This window comes from Metabacillus malikii (assembly GCF_030813355.1).
Lineage (GTDB): Bacteria > Bacillota > Bacilli > Bacillales > Bacillaceae > Metabacillus > Metabacillus malikii.
In genome coordinates, this window is the sequence record NZ_JAUSUD010000025.1 from 19,133 (window position 1) to 34,252 (window position 15,120).

Annotated in this window: 12 protein-coding genes and 1 other annotated feature; of the genes, 10 read left to right on the plus strand and 2 right to left on the minus strand. The window is 36.5% G+C overall.

Annotation, left to right across the window (positions count from 1 at the left end; genetic code table 11):
- Positions 1 to 42: 42 nt before the first annotated feature.
- A complete protein-coding gene (locus tag J2S19_RS19245; protein WP_307345220.1) occupies positions 43 to 531 on the minus strand; it encodes a hypothetical protein in 489 nt (162 codons plus the stop codon).
- A 490-nt stretch (positions 532 to 1,021) separates the two neighbouring features.
- On the opposite strand from J2S19_RS19245, the gene hemA reads away from it, so the two are divergent.
- The 8 genes from hemA (at position 1,022) to ysxE (ending at position 10,242) form a co-directional block, all read left to right on the plus strand.
- Positions 1,022 to 2,374: a glutamyl-tRNA reductase gene (gene hemA, locus J2S19_RS19250; protein ID WP_307345223.1), complete on the plus strand. Its 1,353-nt coding sequence runs from the start codon at positions 1,022 to 1,024 to the stop codon at positions 2,372 to 2,374.
- A gap of 19 nt (positions 2,375 to 2,393) precedes the next feature.
- The gene (locus tag J2S19_RS19255; protein WP_307345226.1) at positions 2,394 to 3,224 is read left to right on the plus strand and encodes a cytochrome C assembly family protein; all 831 of its coding nucleotides are present in this window, start codon (positions 2,394 to 2,396) and stop codon (positions 3,222 to 3,224) included.
- Between the two features lie 178 nt (positions 3,225 to 3,402).
- Positions 3,403 to 4,335, plus strand: a complete 933-nt coding sequence (gene hemC / locus J2S19_RS19260) for a hydroxymethylbilane synthase (RefSeq protein WP_307345229.1) — start codon at positions 3,403 to 3,405, stop codon at positions 4,333 to 4,335.
- Entirely contained in the window at positions 4,335 to 5,123 is a 789-nt protein-coding gene (locus tag J2S19_RS19265; protein WP_307345232.1) for a uroporphyrinogen-III synthase, read from the plus strand. Before hemC ends, J2S19_RS19265 begins: the two co-directional genes overlap by 1 nt.
- Positions 5,124 to 5,134: 11 nt before the next feature.
- Positions 5,135 to 6,121, plus strand: coding sequence for a porphobilinogen synthase (gene hemB, locus J2S19_RS19270; RefSeq protein WP_307345235.1), 987 nt, complete (start codon positions 5,135 to 5,137; stop codon positions 6,119 to 6,121).
- A 35-nt stretch (positions 6,122 to 6,156) separates the two neighbouring features.
- Positions 6,157 to 7,449, plus strand: a complete 1,293-nt coding sequence (gene hemL / locus J2S19_RS19275) for a glutamate-1-semialdehyde 2,1-aminomutase (RefSeq protein ID WP_307345238.1) — start codon at positions 6,157 to 6,159, stop codon at positions 7,447 to 7,449.
- 405 nt (positions 7,450 to 7,854) lie between these two features.
- Complete coding sequence (spoVID, locus tag J2S19_RS19280) at positions 7,855 to 9,111, plus strand: stage VI sporulation protein D (protein WP_307345241.1); 1,257 nt, start codon at positions 7,855 to 7,857, stop codon at positions 9,109 to 9,111.
- 99 nt (positions 9,112 to 9,210) lie between these two features.
- Positions 9,211 to 10,242, plus strand: a complete 1,032-nt coding sequence (gene ysxE, locus J2S19_RS19285) for a spore coat protein YsxE (RefSeq protein ID WP_307345244.1) — start codon at positions 9,211 to 9,213, stop codon at positions 10,240 to 10,242.
- 96 nt (positions 10,243 to 10,338) lie between these two features.
- Here the strand turns inward: ysxE and J2S19_RS19290 are convergent, their stop codons facing one another.
- On the minus strand, positions 10,339 to 10,530 hold the full coding sequence (locus J2S19_RS19290; RefSeq protein ID WP_307345247.1) for a YszA family small membrane protein: 192 nt from the start codon (positions 10,528 to 10,530) through the stop codon (positions 10,339 to 10,341).
- A gap of 228 nt (positions 10,531 to 10,758) precedes the next feature.
- Positions 10,759 to 11,007, plus strand: a binding site (T-box leader).
- 77 nt (positions 11,008 to 11,084) lie between these two features.
- Between J2S19_RS19290 and J2S19_RS19295 the strand changes: the two genes are divergently transcribed.
- Together J2S19_RS19295 and J2S19_RS19300 are read left to right on the plus strand one after the other, a co-directional pair.
- Positions 11,085 to 13,736 (plus strand): valine--tRNA ligase, encoded by a 2,652-nt coding sequence (locus tag J2S19_RS19295; RefSeq protein ID WP_307345250.1) that lies wholly within the window; start codon positions 11,085 to 11,087, stop codon positions 13,734 to 13,736.
- A gap of 70 nt (positions 13,737 to 13,806) precedes the next feature.
- Positions 13,807 to 15,111, plus strand: a complete 1,305-nt coding sequence (locus J2S19_RS19300; protein ID WP_307345253.1) for a bifunctional folylpolyglutamate synthase/dihydrofolate synthase — start codon at positions 13,807 to 13,809, stop codon at positions 15,109 to 15,111.
- The last annotated feature ends 9 nt before the right edge of the window (positions 15,112 to 15,120 follow it).

A 15,120-nucleotide genomic window follows, 5' to 3' on the forward strand; every position in this document is an offset into this window, starting at 1 on the left:
GACTGTATCCCAAACGAACGACTTGGATACAGTCTTTTTTTGTCATGATTTCTTACGAAAAAGTAAAAACAATATTCCTAATAGTAACAATAAAAATGGCCAATATGTTTCAATCAGTGGCACGATACCCTCTACTACCGAAAGAGAGTCACTTATTGATTGCAAGAAATGCAAAAATAGTCCTGTGATAAGTACTAATATGCCAGATGCATAACCCTTTTTAAGTTTTAAACTCGTAAGAATTAAGCCGATAGCTAATATGAATAAAATAGCCGCTGGATGGTCAGGCCAACCTGAAATACCAGCATGTAATAAGAAATGGAGGCCAAGGCCTAATAAAAGAATACCAGGCAAGATGGCACTATTATCCTTATCAAAATGCCCACTTATTAAAAATGCTGCCCCGAGAAGAATGAGGATAAATTGCCAGCTGTTTTGATTTTCAATAAGTTCGATGTTGAATTTTTGTAGTGAATAAAATATACCGAAAGATAAAATGATAATACTCGGGAGTAAAGGTACCTTTTTCATTGTTACACCTCTAATTATTAAGCTATGTGAAAAGTTAAACATAGCTATATTTAAAACGAACAAGTTTTATAGAACGAATCGATTATCATCTTAAAGACTACATTTTTAAAATCTAACCTAAATGTAATTCGAATGAAGGAAATGGTCAAGTAATACATAATCGTTTTTGTTAATAGCAATTGTGAAAACAATCATGTCAGAAATGAATATACTATGAGGGAAATAGCCCAAGTGTGAGCGGGATCACTTGATTAACTTCATATAATTTGTTATTGTACAGAGTGAATAGTTTGAGGATTGTGTCTAATATTGTAGGTTTTTTTATGAGAAGAAAGGCTTACAATTGACACTTAGTGAAAATATTAAATCAAAATTGTGTAATACATCTCTATCATGGTTCAAGAACTTTTCACAAAATATGAATGAGATGTAAATTGAGAATGATATACTAGATTATAGATAACCTTGCATGTGGGGGTGTAAAGGGAAAATGCATATTGTTGTAGTCGGCTTAAATTATAGAACAGCCCCTGTTGAAATTCGCGAGAGACTTAATTTCCAGCCAAATGAATTGTCAGAAGCGATGAAACAGTTAAAAAATGAAAAAAGTATCCTGGAAAATGTGATTATATCAACATGCAATCGTACTGAAATATATGCAGTTGTTGACCAAATCCATACAGGACGCTATTATATGAAATCTTTCCTAGCAGAATGGTTTGATATTGATAAAGAGCATCTAACACCATATTTAACGATATATGAACAAGATGGTGCACTAGAGCATTTATTCCGTGTCGCATGTGGCTTAGATTCAATGGTTTTAGGAGAAACACAAATATTAGGTCAGGTTCGTTCTAGCTTTTTGCTTGCTCAAGAGCATCAAACGACAGGTACTATATTTAATCAATTATTCAAACAGGTTATTACAGTAGCCAAGCGTTCACATTCTGAAACAGATATCGGTGCCAATGCTGTTTCTGTTAGTTATGCAGCGGTTGAGCTTGCCAAGAAGATATTTGGTAATTTAAAAACGAAACATGTGTTAATTTTAGGTGCTGGAAAAATGGGCGAATTAGCGGCACAAAACTTACATGGTAATGGCGTTGGACAAGTTACAGTAATCAATCGTACTGTTGAAAAGGCAAAGGAATTAGCAAGTCGTTTTGATGGGGATGCAAAAGGCATGAATGAACTTCAATGCGCACTCATCGAAGCTGATATTTTAATTAGTTCTACAGGTGCAAAAGATTTCGTCATTACGAGAGAAATGATGGCACTTGTTGAGAAGATGAGAAAAGGTCGACCATTATTTATGGTTGATATTGCTGTACCACGTGACCTTGACCCGAAATTGGCAGAGCTTGAAAGTGTCTTTTTGTATGATATCGATGATTTACAAGGCATTGTTGAATCAAACTTAGAAGAGCGTAAGCAAGCCGCTGAGAAAATTGAATTATTTATTGAAGCGGACATTGTTCAGTTTAAACAATGGTTGAACACGTTAGGTGTTGTTCCAGTTATCTCAGCTCTAAGACAGAAGGCGTTAACGATCCAAGCTGAGACAATGGAAAGTATTGAACGAAAATTACCTGATTTAACGGAACGGGAACGAAAAGTATTAAATAAGCATACGAAAAGTATTATTAACCAATTATTAAAAGATCCAATAATGAAAGTGAAGGAATTATCTGCGGAGCCTAATGCAACAGAATCTTTAGAATTATTTATGAAAATATTTAATATCGAGGATGCTGCCGCGGACCAAGTACAAACAGAGAAAGTGGAAACACTGAAGAGAAATGACAGACTGGTGAAACAACAAGTGTCGCTTCAATCGTAAGTGAGAGGAACCTTTCTATATGGAAATGAGTTTAACTAGAATTAATGAATTAACCATTATTTTTTATGCAATCTGTGTCCTTTTATATTTTATAGATTTTCTTGACCATAACCGGAAGGCTAAAAATGTTGCCTTCTGGTTACTTTCTATTGTTTGGCTTTTACAAACAATTTTTTTATTTAAGCATATGTACGACACGGGGCGATTTCCAGTATTAAATGTATTTGAAGGTCTCTATTTTTATACATGGGTTTTAGTTACCTTATCTCTCGTATTAAATAAATTTTTACATACCGAATTCATCGTGTTTTTTACAAATGTAATAGGTTTTATCATGATGACATTACATACATTTGCACCATCTCAATATGTCTCAGCAGCAGTGTCGAGTCAACTCGTATCAGAATTATTATTTATCCACATTACCATTGCAATCTTATCGTACGGTGCGTTCAGTTTATCTTTCGTTTTTTCGATTTTATATTTAATTCAACACAATCTATTAAAAAAGAAAAAGTGGGGAAAACGGCTGCTACGGTTAGAAGACTTATCAAAGCTAGATTATATGTCATATGTGTTAAATGTAATCGGTGTGCCCATGCTGTTATTAAGCTTAATATTAGGAAGTATTTGGGCCTATATTAAATTAGGGATGTTTTTTTGGTATGATGCAAAGGTTTTAGGTTCATTCTTAGTAATGGTCGCCTATAGCTTTTATTTATATATAAGACTTGTAAAAGGAATACGAGGTAAGACAGTTATATTAATCAATATAGCTTCATTTTTAGTTTTGTTAATCAATTTATTTCTATTCGGTAGTTTATCAAGATTTCACTTTTGGAATCCTTAAAAAGACAATATATCGGTATGTTTACTAGGCGGATGCTAGATACTGCCCTTAATATTTCATCATAGCTGATTTCTTAGAAATATTTGTTTTATGTACTAGTAAAAAGCAACAATGTAAGGAATACAGTTTATTAGAAAGTTAAACGACAAAATTTATTTACACCTTTTAGGAGGATATTATGCGTAAGATAATAGTTGGTTCTAGACGTAGCAAACTAGCATTAACCCAAACCAAATGGGTAATCGAGCAGCTGAAATCATTTCAATTGCCATTTGAATTCGAGATAAAGGAAATTGTCACGAAAGGTGATCGTATCCTTGATGTGACGTTATCTAAAGTAGGGGGAAAAGGGCTGTTCGTGAAGGAAATTGAACAGGCGATGATTGACGGGGAAATTGATATGGCTGTACATAGTATGAAGGACATGCCAGGAATTTTACCAGATGGTTTAACAATAGGATGTATTCCGAAGCGTGAGGACCATCGAGATGTCTTGATTTCGAAGGATAAAAAGAAGTTAGCTGAGCTTCCGAGTGGTGCTGTCGTTGGGACAAGTAGTCTTAGAAGAAGCGCCCAGTTGTTAATAGAGCGTCCAGACCTTGAAATTAAGTGGATAAGAGGAAATATTGACACTCGCCTAGAAAAATTAAAAACAGAAGACTATGATGCGATTATATTAGCTGCAGCCGGATTATCTAGAATGGGCTGGAGTAAGGAAGTTGTAACAGAATTTTTAGAGCCAGAAGTTTGCTTACCAGCTGTTGGACAAGGTGCATTAGCGATTGAATGTCGAGATAATGATAAAGAATTACTAGACTTATTAGCGAAATTTACAGACGAGGCAACACAATTAGCTGTACAAGCAGAAAGAACCTTCTTAACGAAAATGGAAGGCGGCTGTCAAGTACCAATTGCTGGTTTTGCGACGGTTGATCATGATAAAAAGATTAGTTTTACAGGCTTAATCGCCTCACCGGATGGTAAAGAAGTATATAAACAACAAATCACCGGGACTAATCCGATTTCATTAGGGGAAGAAGTATCTAACACTTTAACGGAACAAGGAGCTAAACAATTAATTGAGAAAGTGAAAGCGGAGCTAGATAAGTAATGACTACGGAAACCTTGCCGTTAAAAGGGAAGCAAATACTCATAACACGAGCTAAACATCAAGTGAAAGAATTCGTGGGAAAACTTTCAGCTGTTGGAGGTGTACCGCTTCCTGTACCACTGATTGAAGTTGAAGCGTGCGTTGAGAATGAACAACAAATTAGAGTTGTAATAAATCAACTTAAAAGCTATGACTGCATTGTTTTTACAAGTGCAAATGGTGTAAGTTTTTTTCAAAGTTTTCTAGATAAATGGGGCATACCTTACAGTAATTTAAGTCATTTAATTGCGGCTTCCGTAGGTCGTAAAACAAGCAAACAAATGGAGAAACTACACCTATCTGCTCGTCTTATCCCTGAGGAGTTTGTTGCTGAAAAGCTTGCTGACCATATTGCCGAGCATCTTGCACCTAAATCAAAAATATTAGTCATTAGAGGTAACCTTGCCCGACCGGTGCTTGTCCAGCAATTAAACAACGAGGGGTATAACGTAACAGATTTAATTGTCTATAAAACAGTCCATAATCATCAAGAAGCGAACAAACTAAAAGCATATGTTGAAAATGGACAATTAGATTATATTACATTTACTAGTTCGTCAACTGTTGATAGCTTTATGAAAGTATTTCAGGAGCATCAATTAATGGAAAAACTAAACAATATAAAATTTGTATGTATCGGCCCAATCACAAATAAAACACTTGCAGAGTATGGTCTACAAGGTTTTATGCCTGCTTCGTTTACGATTGATGATATGGTGAAACTAATGATTGAGCTTGAGAAACAATAGGAGGATGAACAATGGATATACAATTTACAAGACACCGTCGCTTGCGTAGTAGTGCTAATTTAAGAGCAATGCTAAGAGAAACTCACCTTCGCGCAGAGGATTTCATTTATCCTTTATTTGTTGTTGAAGGTGAAAATCAAAAAAATGAAGTTCCATCAATGCCGGGAGTGTATCATTTTTCATTAGATTTGTTAAATGATGAAGTTCGTGAGGTACAATCCTTAGGGATAAAATCAATAATTTTATTTGGTGTTCCAGAAGCTCATCAAAAGGATGAATGCGGAACACAAGCATTTCATGACCATGGTATTGTTCAACGGGCAACAAGACAAGTGAAGGAGGCATTTCCAGAGCTACTAGTAGTTGCTGACACATGCTTATGTGAGTACACAGACCATGGACATTGCGGTATTGTCGAAAACGGAGAAATTGTAAATGATTCCTCATTAGAATTGTTAGCAAGAACAGCGGTGAGCCAGGCAAAAGCTGGTGCAGATATTATTGCTCCTTCCAATATGATGGACGGATTTGTTGCTGCGATTCGTAAAGGTTTAGATGAAGCAGGTTATTCACACATTCCAATCATGTCTTATGCAGTAAAATATGCTAGTGCATTTTACGGACCGTTCCGTGATGCAGCTCAAAGTACTCCTCAGTTCGGTGATAGAAAAACATATCAAATGGACCCTGCAAATCGAGAAGAAGCACTTCGTGAGGCGCATTCTGATGTTGAAGAAGGTGCAGACTTCTTAATCGTAAAACCAGCACTTTCCTACTTAGATATTATTCGTGATGTAAAAAATAATTTCAGCCTTCCGATCGTTGCTTACAATGTCAGTGGAGAGTACTCAATGGTAAAAGCAGCTGCACAAAACGGTTGGATCGATGAGAAAGCTACGGTAATGGAAATGTTAACAGGGATGAAAAGAGCTGGTGCAGACATCATTATTACATATTTTGCAAAAGATGTTGCACGTTGGCTGAAAGAAGCTGAATAAAAAACAAATACTGTTTGATAAGGAAGGGGAATACGATGAGAAGCTATACAAATAGTGAGAAGGCATTCAAAGAAGCTATCCAGTTAATGCCGGGCGGAGTAAATAGTCCTGTCAGAGCATTTAAATCAGTAGGTATGAATCCAATTTTTATGGACCATGGTAAAGGCTCTAAGATTTATGATATCGATGGTAATGAATATATCGACTATGTTTTATCTTGGGGACCATTAATTCATGGTCATTCAAATGAAATCGTTGTAGAAGCCATTAAAAAGGTTGTCGAGTCTGGGACAAGCTTTGGTGCCCCAACTCTCATTGAAAATGAATTGGCTAAACTAGTCATCGAAAGAGTTCCATCAATAGAAATCGTCCGTATGGTCAGCTCAGGTACAGAAGCGACAATGAGTGCGTTACGACTAGCTCGCGGATATACTGGGCGAAATAAAATTTTAAAATTTGAAGGGTGCTACCATGGACATGGTGACTCGTTACTCATTAAGGCTGGTTCAGGTGTTGCGACATTAGGTTTACCTGACAGTCCAGGTGTCCCAGAAGGTATCGCGAAAAACACGATTACAGTCCCTTATAATGATTTAGAGAGTGTTCAATATGCATTTGAACAATTCGGTGACGATATTGCAGGAGTTATTGTTGAACCAGTTGCAGGAAATATGGGGGTAGTTCCACCACAACCAGGATTTTTACAAGGCTTACGTAGCATAACGGAACAATATCAATCATTGCTTATATTTGATGAAGTAATGACAGGGTTTCGAGTAGACTATGGCTGTGCACAAGGTTATTTTGGAATAACACCAGATATTACTTGTCTCGGTAAGGTAATCGGTGGGGGTTTACCTGTAGGAGCATATGGTGGGAAAGAAGAAATCATGAAACAAATTGCACCAAGTGGTCCGATTTATCAAGCAGGAACATTATCAGGTAATCCACTTGCTATGACTGCAGGATATGAAACATTAAAGTTATTAACAAAAGATTCGTATCAAGAATTTATTCGTAAAGCAGACCGATTAGAGGCTGGCTTATCAAATGCAGCTAACCAATACGATATCCCACATACGATAAATCGTGCTGGTTCTATGATTGGCTTCTTCTTTACAAATGAAGACGTAACAAATTATAATCAAGCCAAATCTTCGAATCTTGATTATTTTGCAAGGTATTACAGAGCCATGGCTGAACAAGGAATCTTCTTACCTCCTTCACAATTTGAAGGATTATTCCTATCTACAGCTCATACTGATGAAGATATTGACCGAACAATTGAAGCAGCAAAGCATGCGTTTTCAACATTAAAAAACAATTAAAAGTAATAAGAGGGTAACTCAGGCAAGTGAGTCAACACCCATCAAGCATAATCGATAGAATTATAAGCAAGGCATTACATTCTATCGATGAGTGACTGAGGGAGGGGCTATATATTGTTGAGTTACCCTTTTTTTGTCCTTTCTAATAGCATTATAAGATTTATATCATAATTTCATGTTTTCCAACATACATCTGTAATGTCAAGACATTTTGTTTAGGTATTAGAATTGAAGAAGAAGAAGCGGTATCCTAAGCAAAAAAAGTTACTTGCCATAGGAATTGTAACTACATGTTAAGTCTTATTTATTTTGTGTGTTAATGGAGTGAATATCGTGTTATTACACATGTTAGGATGTATTCGGTCATAGAGTCTCATTGGAGGCGATTTGAAAGGAGGAATTTTTTTGTCACAGGAACAAAAACAATTACGATTTTCAGTTGAAGAATCAGTTTGGTTTCAAAAAGGACAGGAAGTATCAGAGCTATTATCAATTTCATTAGACCCAGATATTTCAATTCATGAGCATGATCAATATATATCCATTCGAGGTGCTCTGCAACTTACTGGTGAATATGTGATTGATAGAGAAGCAAAACAGGACGAAGAGCAATATGTCTATGCAAATGTTCGCTATGTAAATGAAGTTCAAACTAGTGAAGATGGTGTAAGTATATTAGCTCACCGTTTCCCGGTCGATATAACAATTCCAAGAAATCGTATTGATAACCTTGAGGAAGTATATGTGTCAATAGAAACATTTGATTATGAGCTTCCAGATGAAAAGAGTCTTAAGCTTGTTGCAGACCTATCGATTAGCGGCATATTAAATGAACAGATTGAACAGCAAGAAGAAGAGGTAGAAGCTGAAGAAGAAGTAGTAAATGTTGAACCGATCCAAAGGGTCGAATCTAAGGAATCTGAAGAACAGGCAGATGATATTGAAAATGAACAAATATTGTCACAAGCTAACCAGCCATTTTCACAGTTTTTCGAAGAACCTGAATTAAATTCTAAAGAAACCGCCGACGCAACACTTCAATCTGACATACAAGAAGAGGCTAAGGAAGTTGAAGAGGTCATTTTAGAACCTCGTATAGAGAATCAAAATGAACCTGAAGAGCAAATCCTAGAAGATAATAAAATTGAAGCAGACTTTGAGTTGATTAGGGCAGTTGAACCTGAGCCTGAACAAAATGAAGCAGAAAGCGTGGAAATAGAAGTAAAAGCAGAGGAAATTGAAGAGACTGTAGAAGCTTCTGAACAGAGTGAATCGGATGAACTTTATGAGTCGGCAGTCATTGAAGTAAGAAAAGAAGCTGAGAAGGAAGTTGAACAACCAAAAGAGGTTCAATATACATTTTTCTCAAAATCGGAACCTACAAATGTTCAGCAGGACACTGAAGAAGATGATGACGACCGAGATGAGGACAATACGAAAGATGCTCATTATTTAACAAGCTTGTTTGCGCGTGATGATGAGGAAGATTTCTCAAGAGTGAAAATGTGTATTGTTCAACAAGGAGACACGATTGAGCAAATTTGTGAACGGTATGATATAACTGTTCAACAGTTGTTACGAGTGAATAACTTCCATGCAGACCAAGATGTATATGAAGGTCAAATACTTTATATACCGGACTATTCTGTCAGCAAATCATGATTAAAAAACAAGAAACAGCATGGGCTTAGCGTTCCTAGGCTGTTTTTTGTTTTTGAAAAGCTGTTTTACCTTTAAAGCAGATTTGAGGTGTCATCCCCATTGTTCATTCAATTTGATGAAATAAAGCCGATATTAAGAGACTATAATATTCAGGCAGAATATGCGGAAGCTCTGAGTAGCAGAGCAGTCAAAATCCATACCGCAACACAGCATTATGTATTAAAGAAGCTCCCAAAACAGCCTAATCCATATTTTCTACAAGTAATCGAAACATTAAACAATCAGCGAATCACACAATATGTTCCAATCTATAAAAATAAATATGACTATTACTTATCACAATTGAATAATGAATATTATTATTTAATGCCCTATTTTACAAATGGCAGAGATGAAGAATTAGACGCTAGACATCAATACTTATTCAAAGAAATCGCCAATCTGCATCGACGTACTGAAACAGAAATAGATTTAAAAGGTGAAGAAGCATCGAGTCATTATAACAAACTTTCAAAACGATGGAACGAAGATAAAACTCTATACGAACAATATGTTGAGCATTGTGAAAAAAAGTTATATCTATCGCCATTTGAATTACAAGCGCTCACCTATTTTATTGAAGTAAGCCGGGCCATTGATTTTTCACTTAGTAAACTGAAAGAATGGTCGGAAGCAATCGAGGAAAAGAAGAAAAGTAGACTCGTTCTAAATCACGGGAAAATTTCAGCACATCATTTTTTATATGATGAGAATGGAACGGGCTATTTAACGAATTTTGAACAGTCAAAATATGCTGCACCGATCGATGATATGCTGCTGTTTATGAATCGGACTGCCTCCACATATCCAACACAATGCCATGATTGTGTGAATTGGTTTTATACGTATCAAAGTGTCTATTCCTATACAAATGAAGAAATGTTGTTATTTCTTAGTTATCTTGCCTACCCTACAAAAATCATGCGGCATATTAAACAAAAGGTCGAATCGTCGCAGCGAGTTTCTGAATTATCAATGAATAGTAAATTGATAAAATCATACTGGCATTTTAAAAATATTGAATACGTTGTAATGACTATAACTGAAACAGAAGACAAGAAAAAGATGGAGGAAGCATCAACAACAGAATAAAGTGAGAGGGGCTGAGTAAATTCTATCCAGCCTCTTTGTTTGTTAATATTGGAACGTAAGAACTCTTCACCGGCATTAATTTAAGCATTAAAGTATTTAAACCCAGTTGTATCTTAGAGCAATTGCTAGAACGATGAGCAAACCTAGTAACAATACATCAAATGATGTTGGGAAAAACACAGTTCGGATCCCTTGAAATATAGTGAGCGGAATAATAATTTGAATGCCTACTTCACGAACTTGTCTTAGCCACGGCGGAAGTGTATAAGGATTAAACCGCTTCTTCATAACAAATTCCTCCTATTAAATCATATATATAGACCTTTCTTATATACACCTAAACTTTAGAGAGTGAAATCATCCAATAAAATTTCAAGCCTAGCCTAGTTACGTGTACTATACACATATGCTACGAAGGTTGCTTGCGTGCCTGTATGAAAAATGAGAAAATTGGAGAATATATTGACGAAAAAAAGTTTTATTTAGTAATATAGTATAGAGACATGACTACATATATCACAAACGTTGAATGGGAAGAGTACAATTGTAGCCACATCACAGAGAGAGAGACTGTAGCTGGAAGGTTTCTTATGTTGGGACATTGGAAGGTCGCCCAGGAGTTGCTTCTTTGAAGATTCATAGTAAAAGTAAAAGAAGCCGGATGCTGTCCGTTAACAATTGAGTGCATAGGCACGGTTATTTAAGTATATCCGTCTGTCTATGAAAAAAGGTGGTACCGCGAAAATTTCTCCTTTCGTCCTTTTAAGGATGGAAGGAGTTTTTATATTGTGCTAGAAAAATCCATCTAATATAAAGAAACAATGTACAGGAGGATAATGAACATGGGTAACAATGAGAAACAACGTGAATTACCAACGAAATACGATCCACAAGCGATAGAGAAAAACCGCTATTCCTTTTGGTTAGAAGGTAAATATTTTGAAGCAACAGGCGATGAGACTAAAAAACCATACACTGTTGTTATACCACCACCGAATGTAACAGGTAAATTACACTTAGGACATGCATGGGATACGGCTTTACAAGATATCGTCACACGTATGAAGCGTATGCAAGGTTATGATGTATTGTGGCTACCAGGGATGGACCATGCAGGAATTGCGACACAAGCAAAGGTTGAAGCAAAGCTCCGTGAAGAAGGTAAATCTAGATATGACTTAGGACGAGAAAAGTTCGTTGAAGAAACATGGAAGTGGAAAGAAGAGTATGCTGGACATATCCGTGAACAATGGGCAAAGGTTGGTCTCGGCTTAGATTATTCCCGTGAACGGTTTACACTAGATGAAGGCTTATCAAAGGCTGTTAACGAAGTATTTGTTACACTATATAATAAAGGCCTTATTTATCGTGGTGAATATATCATTAACTGGGACCCGCAAACGAAAACTGCATTATCGGATATCGAGGTTATTCATAAAGATGTACAAGGTGCTTTCTACCATATGCGTTATCCGTTAGCAGATGGTTCAGGCTCGATTGAAGTTGCAACAACACGGCCTGAAACGATGCTTGGTGATACCGCTGTTGCTGTACATCCTAAGGATGAACGCTATCAGCACTTAATTGGTAAAAAAGTAGTACTACCAATCGTAGGCCGTGAAATACCGATTGTTGGCGACGACTATGTTGATATGGAATTTGGTTCAGGTGCTGTAAAAATTACACCAGCACATGATCCGAACGATTTTGAAGTAGGAAACAGACATAACCTTGAACGTATTCTTGTTATGCATGAAGACGGTACAATGAATGAAAAAGCAGGTATTTATAATGGTTTAGACCGCTTTGAATGCCGTAAGAAAATCGTCTCAGACCTCCAAGAACAAGGTGTATTGTTCAAAATAGAGGAGCATTTACATTCTGTAGGCCATAGTGAGAGAAGTGGGGCAGTTGTTGAGCCATATTTATCAACACAATGGTTTGTCAAAATGCAACCTTTAGCAGATGCAGCAATTGAACTTCAAAACTCAGAATCAGACAAAGTAAATTTTGTACCTGACCGTTTTGAAAAAATGTATATGCGTTGGATGGAAAATATTCGTGACTGGTGTATTTCGCGTCAACTCTGGTGGGGACATCGCATCCCAGCTTGGTATCATAAACAAACAGGTGAAGTCTACGTAAATCAAGAGCCACCAGCAGATATTGAAAACTGGGAGCAAGATAACGATGTTCTTGATACATGGTTTAGCTCAGCGTTATGGCCATTTTCAACAATGGGTTGGCCGAATACAGAAGCAGCAGACTATAAACGTTACTACCCAACAGATGTGCTTGTAACTGGCTATGATATTATTGCATTTTGGGTATCACGGATGATTTTCCAAGGGATTGAATTTACAGGACAACGACCATTTAAGGATGTTCTTATCCATGGTCTCGTCCGAGATGAGCAAGGTCGTAAAATGAGTAAATCATTAGGGAATGGCGTAGACCCAATGGAAGTTATTGATAAATATGGTGCCGACTCGTTACGTTATTTCTTAACAACAGGCAGCTCACCGGGACAAGACTTACGCTATAGTCAAGAAAAGGTTGAAGCGACTTGGAACTTTGCCAACAAGATATGGAACGCTTCACGATTTGCGTTAATGAATATGGACGGTTTAACGTATGAAGAAATTGATTTAAGCGGTGAAAAATCAGTTGCTGATAAATGGATTTTAACTAGACTAAACGAAACGATTGAAAATGTAACAAATCTTGCAGAAAAATATGAATTTGGGGAAGTTGGCAGACAATTATACAATTTCATTTGGGATGATTTCTGTGATTGGTATATCGAAATGGCTAAACTGCCATTATACGGTGAAGATGAGGCAGCGAAGAAAACGACCCGTTCAATACTTGCTTATGTGTTAGATAACACAATGAGATTGTTACATCCATTCATGCCGTTTATTACCGAGGAAATTTGGCAATCACTTCCACATGAAGGTGAATCAATTACAATTGCGAAATGGCCAACAGTTAACAAAGAACTAACAGACGACGCAGCGGCTACAGAAATGAAGCTACTTGTTGAAGTAATACGTTCGGTAAGAAATATCCGTGCAGAAGTGAATACTCCGATGAGTAAGCAAATTGATATGAAAATCAAGGCAAAAGATGAGGTTGTACAATTACAGCTTGAAAAAAATCGTGCCTATGTGGAACGCTTCTGTAATACGAGTTCATTAACAATTGCGACTGACTTACCAGCATCAGATAAATCAATGACAGCTGTCGTAACAGGTGCAGAAATTATTTTACCGTTAGAGGGCTTAATCAATATTGAAGAGGAATTAAAACGCCTTGAAAAGGAAAAAACAAAGCTCGACAAAGAAGTTGAACGTGTTGAGAAAAAACTTAGCAATGAAGGCTTCTTAAAAAAGGCACCAGAAAAAGTAATCGAAGAAGAAAAAGCGAAGCAACAAGATTATATCGAAAAGCGTGACATTGTCATCGCTAGAATGAATGAACTAAAAGGATAACGAACAAAGCTCGGGTGGGTCTATTGGCTCAGCCGAGTTTTTAAAAACAAATTGTATTGGTGGGGTAGAATTGTTTACAAACTATGAAGCAGCAGTCGATTGGATCCATTCCAGATTAAAGTTCGGCGTAAAGCCAGGGCTGAAGCGGATGGAATGGTTATTAGAAAAGTTTCATCATCCTGAACAAAAGCTACAGGTCATACATGTAGCAGGCACGAACGGCAAAGGTTCAACAGTAGCTTATATGCGTCATATCCTCCAAGAGGCTGGTTACAAGGTAGGCACATTTACATCACCATACATTGAAACATTTAACGAACGAATTAGTATCAATGGTGAACCAATCTCAGCCAATGACATGTTAAAGCTAGTAAATGAAATAAAACCATTTGTAGACAAGATAGAGGAAACAGAATTAGGCGGACCTACTGAATTTGAAATCATTACAACAATGATGTACGTCTATTTCGGTAAATATAATAAACCAGATTTCTTATTGCTTGAAACAGGACTTGGTGGGAGATTGGACTCGACGAATATCATCGAAAAGCCAATTCTATCACTTATTACAAACGTAGGCTATGACCATATGAATATATTAGGAGATACGATTGAGGAGATTGCAGCTGAAAAAGCGGGTATTATTAAAGACAGTGTCCCTGTATTTACGACTGCTGAAAACAGAGCTGCGCTACAAGTCATAACAGAAGTAGCAAATACTAAAAATGCACCTATTCATCGCTATGCAGATGAAATGAAAATTTTAGACCATCAAAGTTTTGAAGATGGAGAAAAATTTTCAATTCAAACTAGTCACAGAACATACGAAGATTTGTTCATTTCTATGATGGGAGAGCATCAAACAAAAAATGCATTATTAGCCGTTGCTGCAATGGACTACTTAATCCAAACTGGGATAGCTCATATTACTGAACAACAAATAAGAAAAGGCCTCAAACATACAATGTGGAAAGGTCGCTTTGAAAAGGTCTTAACAAATCCAGAAGTTATTATTGATGGGGCTCATAATATTGAAGGTATTGAGAGTCTTGTGAAAACGTTGGAGAGACATTATAATAATAGAGAGATCCATTTCTTGGTAAGTGTGTTGGAGGATAAAGATTATGCTGCTATGATATCAAAGCTTGCTAGTGTGGCAACATCTATGCATTTTACTACTTTTGATTTTCCGAGAGCAACTCCCTCGTATAAGTTATACTCGGTTTGTTCAATAGAAAATAAAACATTTCACGATGATTGGCAAGATATACTTTTGGAACTGCTAAACAGTTATGAAAATAATGATAATTCGCTGATAATTATAGTTGGTTCTTTATATTTCATATCATTAGTTCGTGGGTATTTATTAAATTAGTATATATTT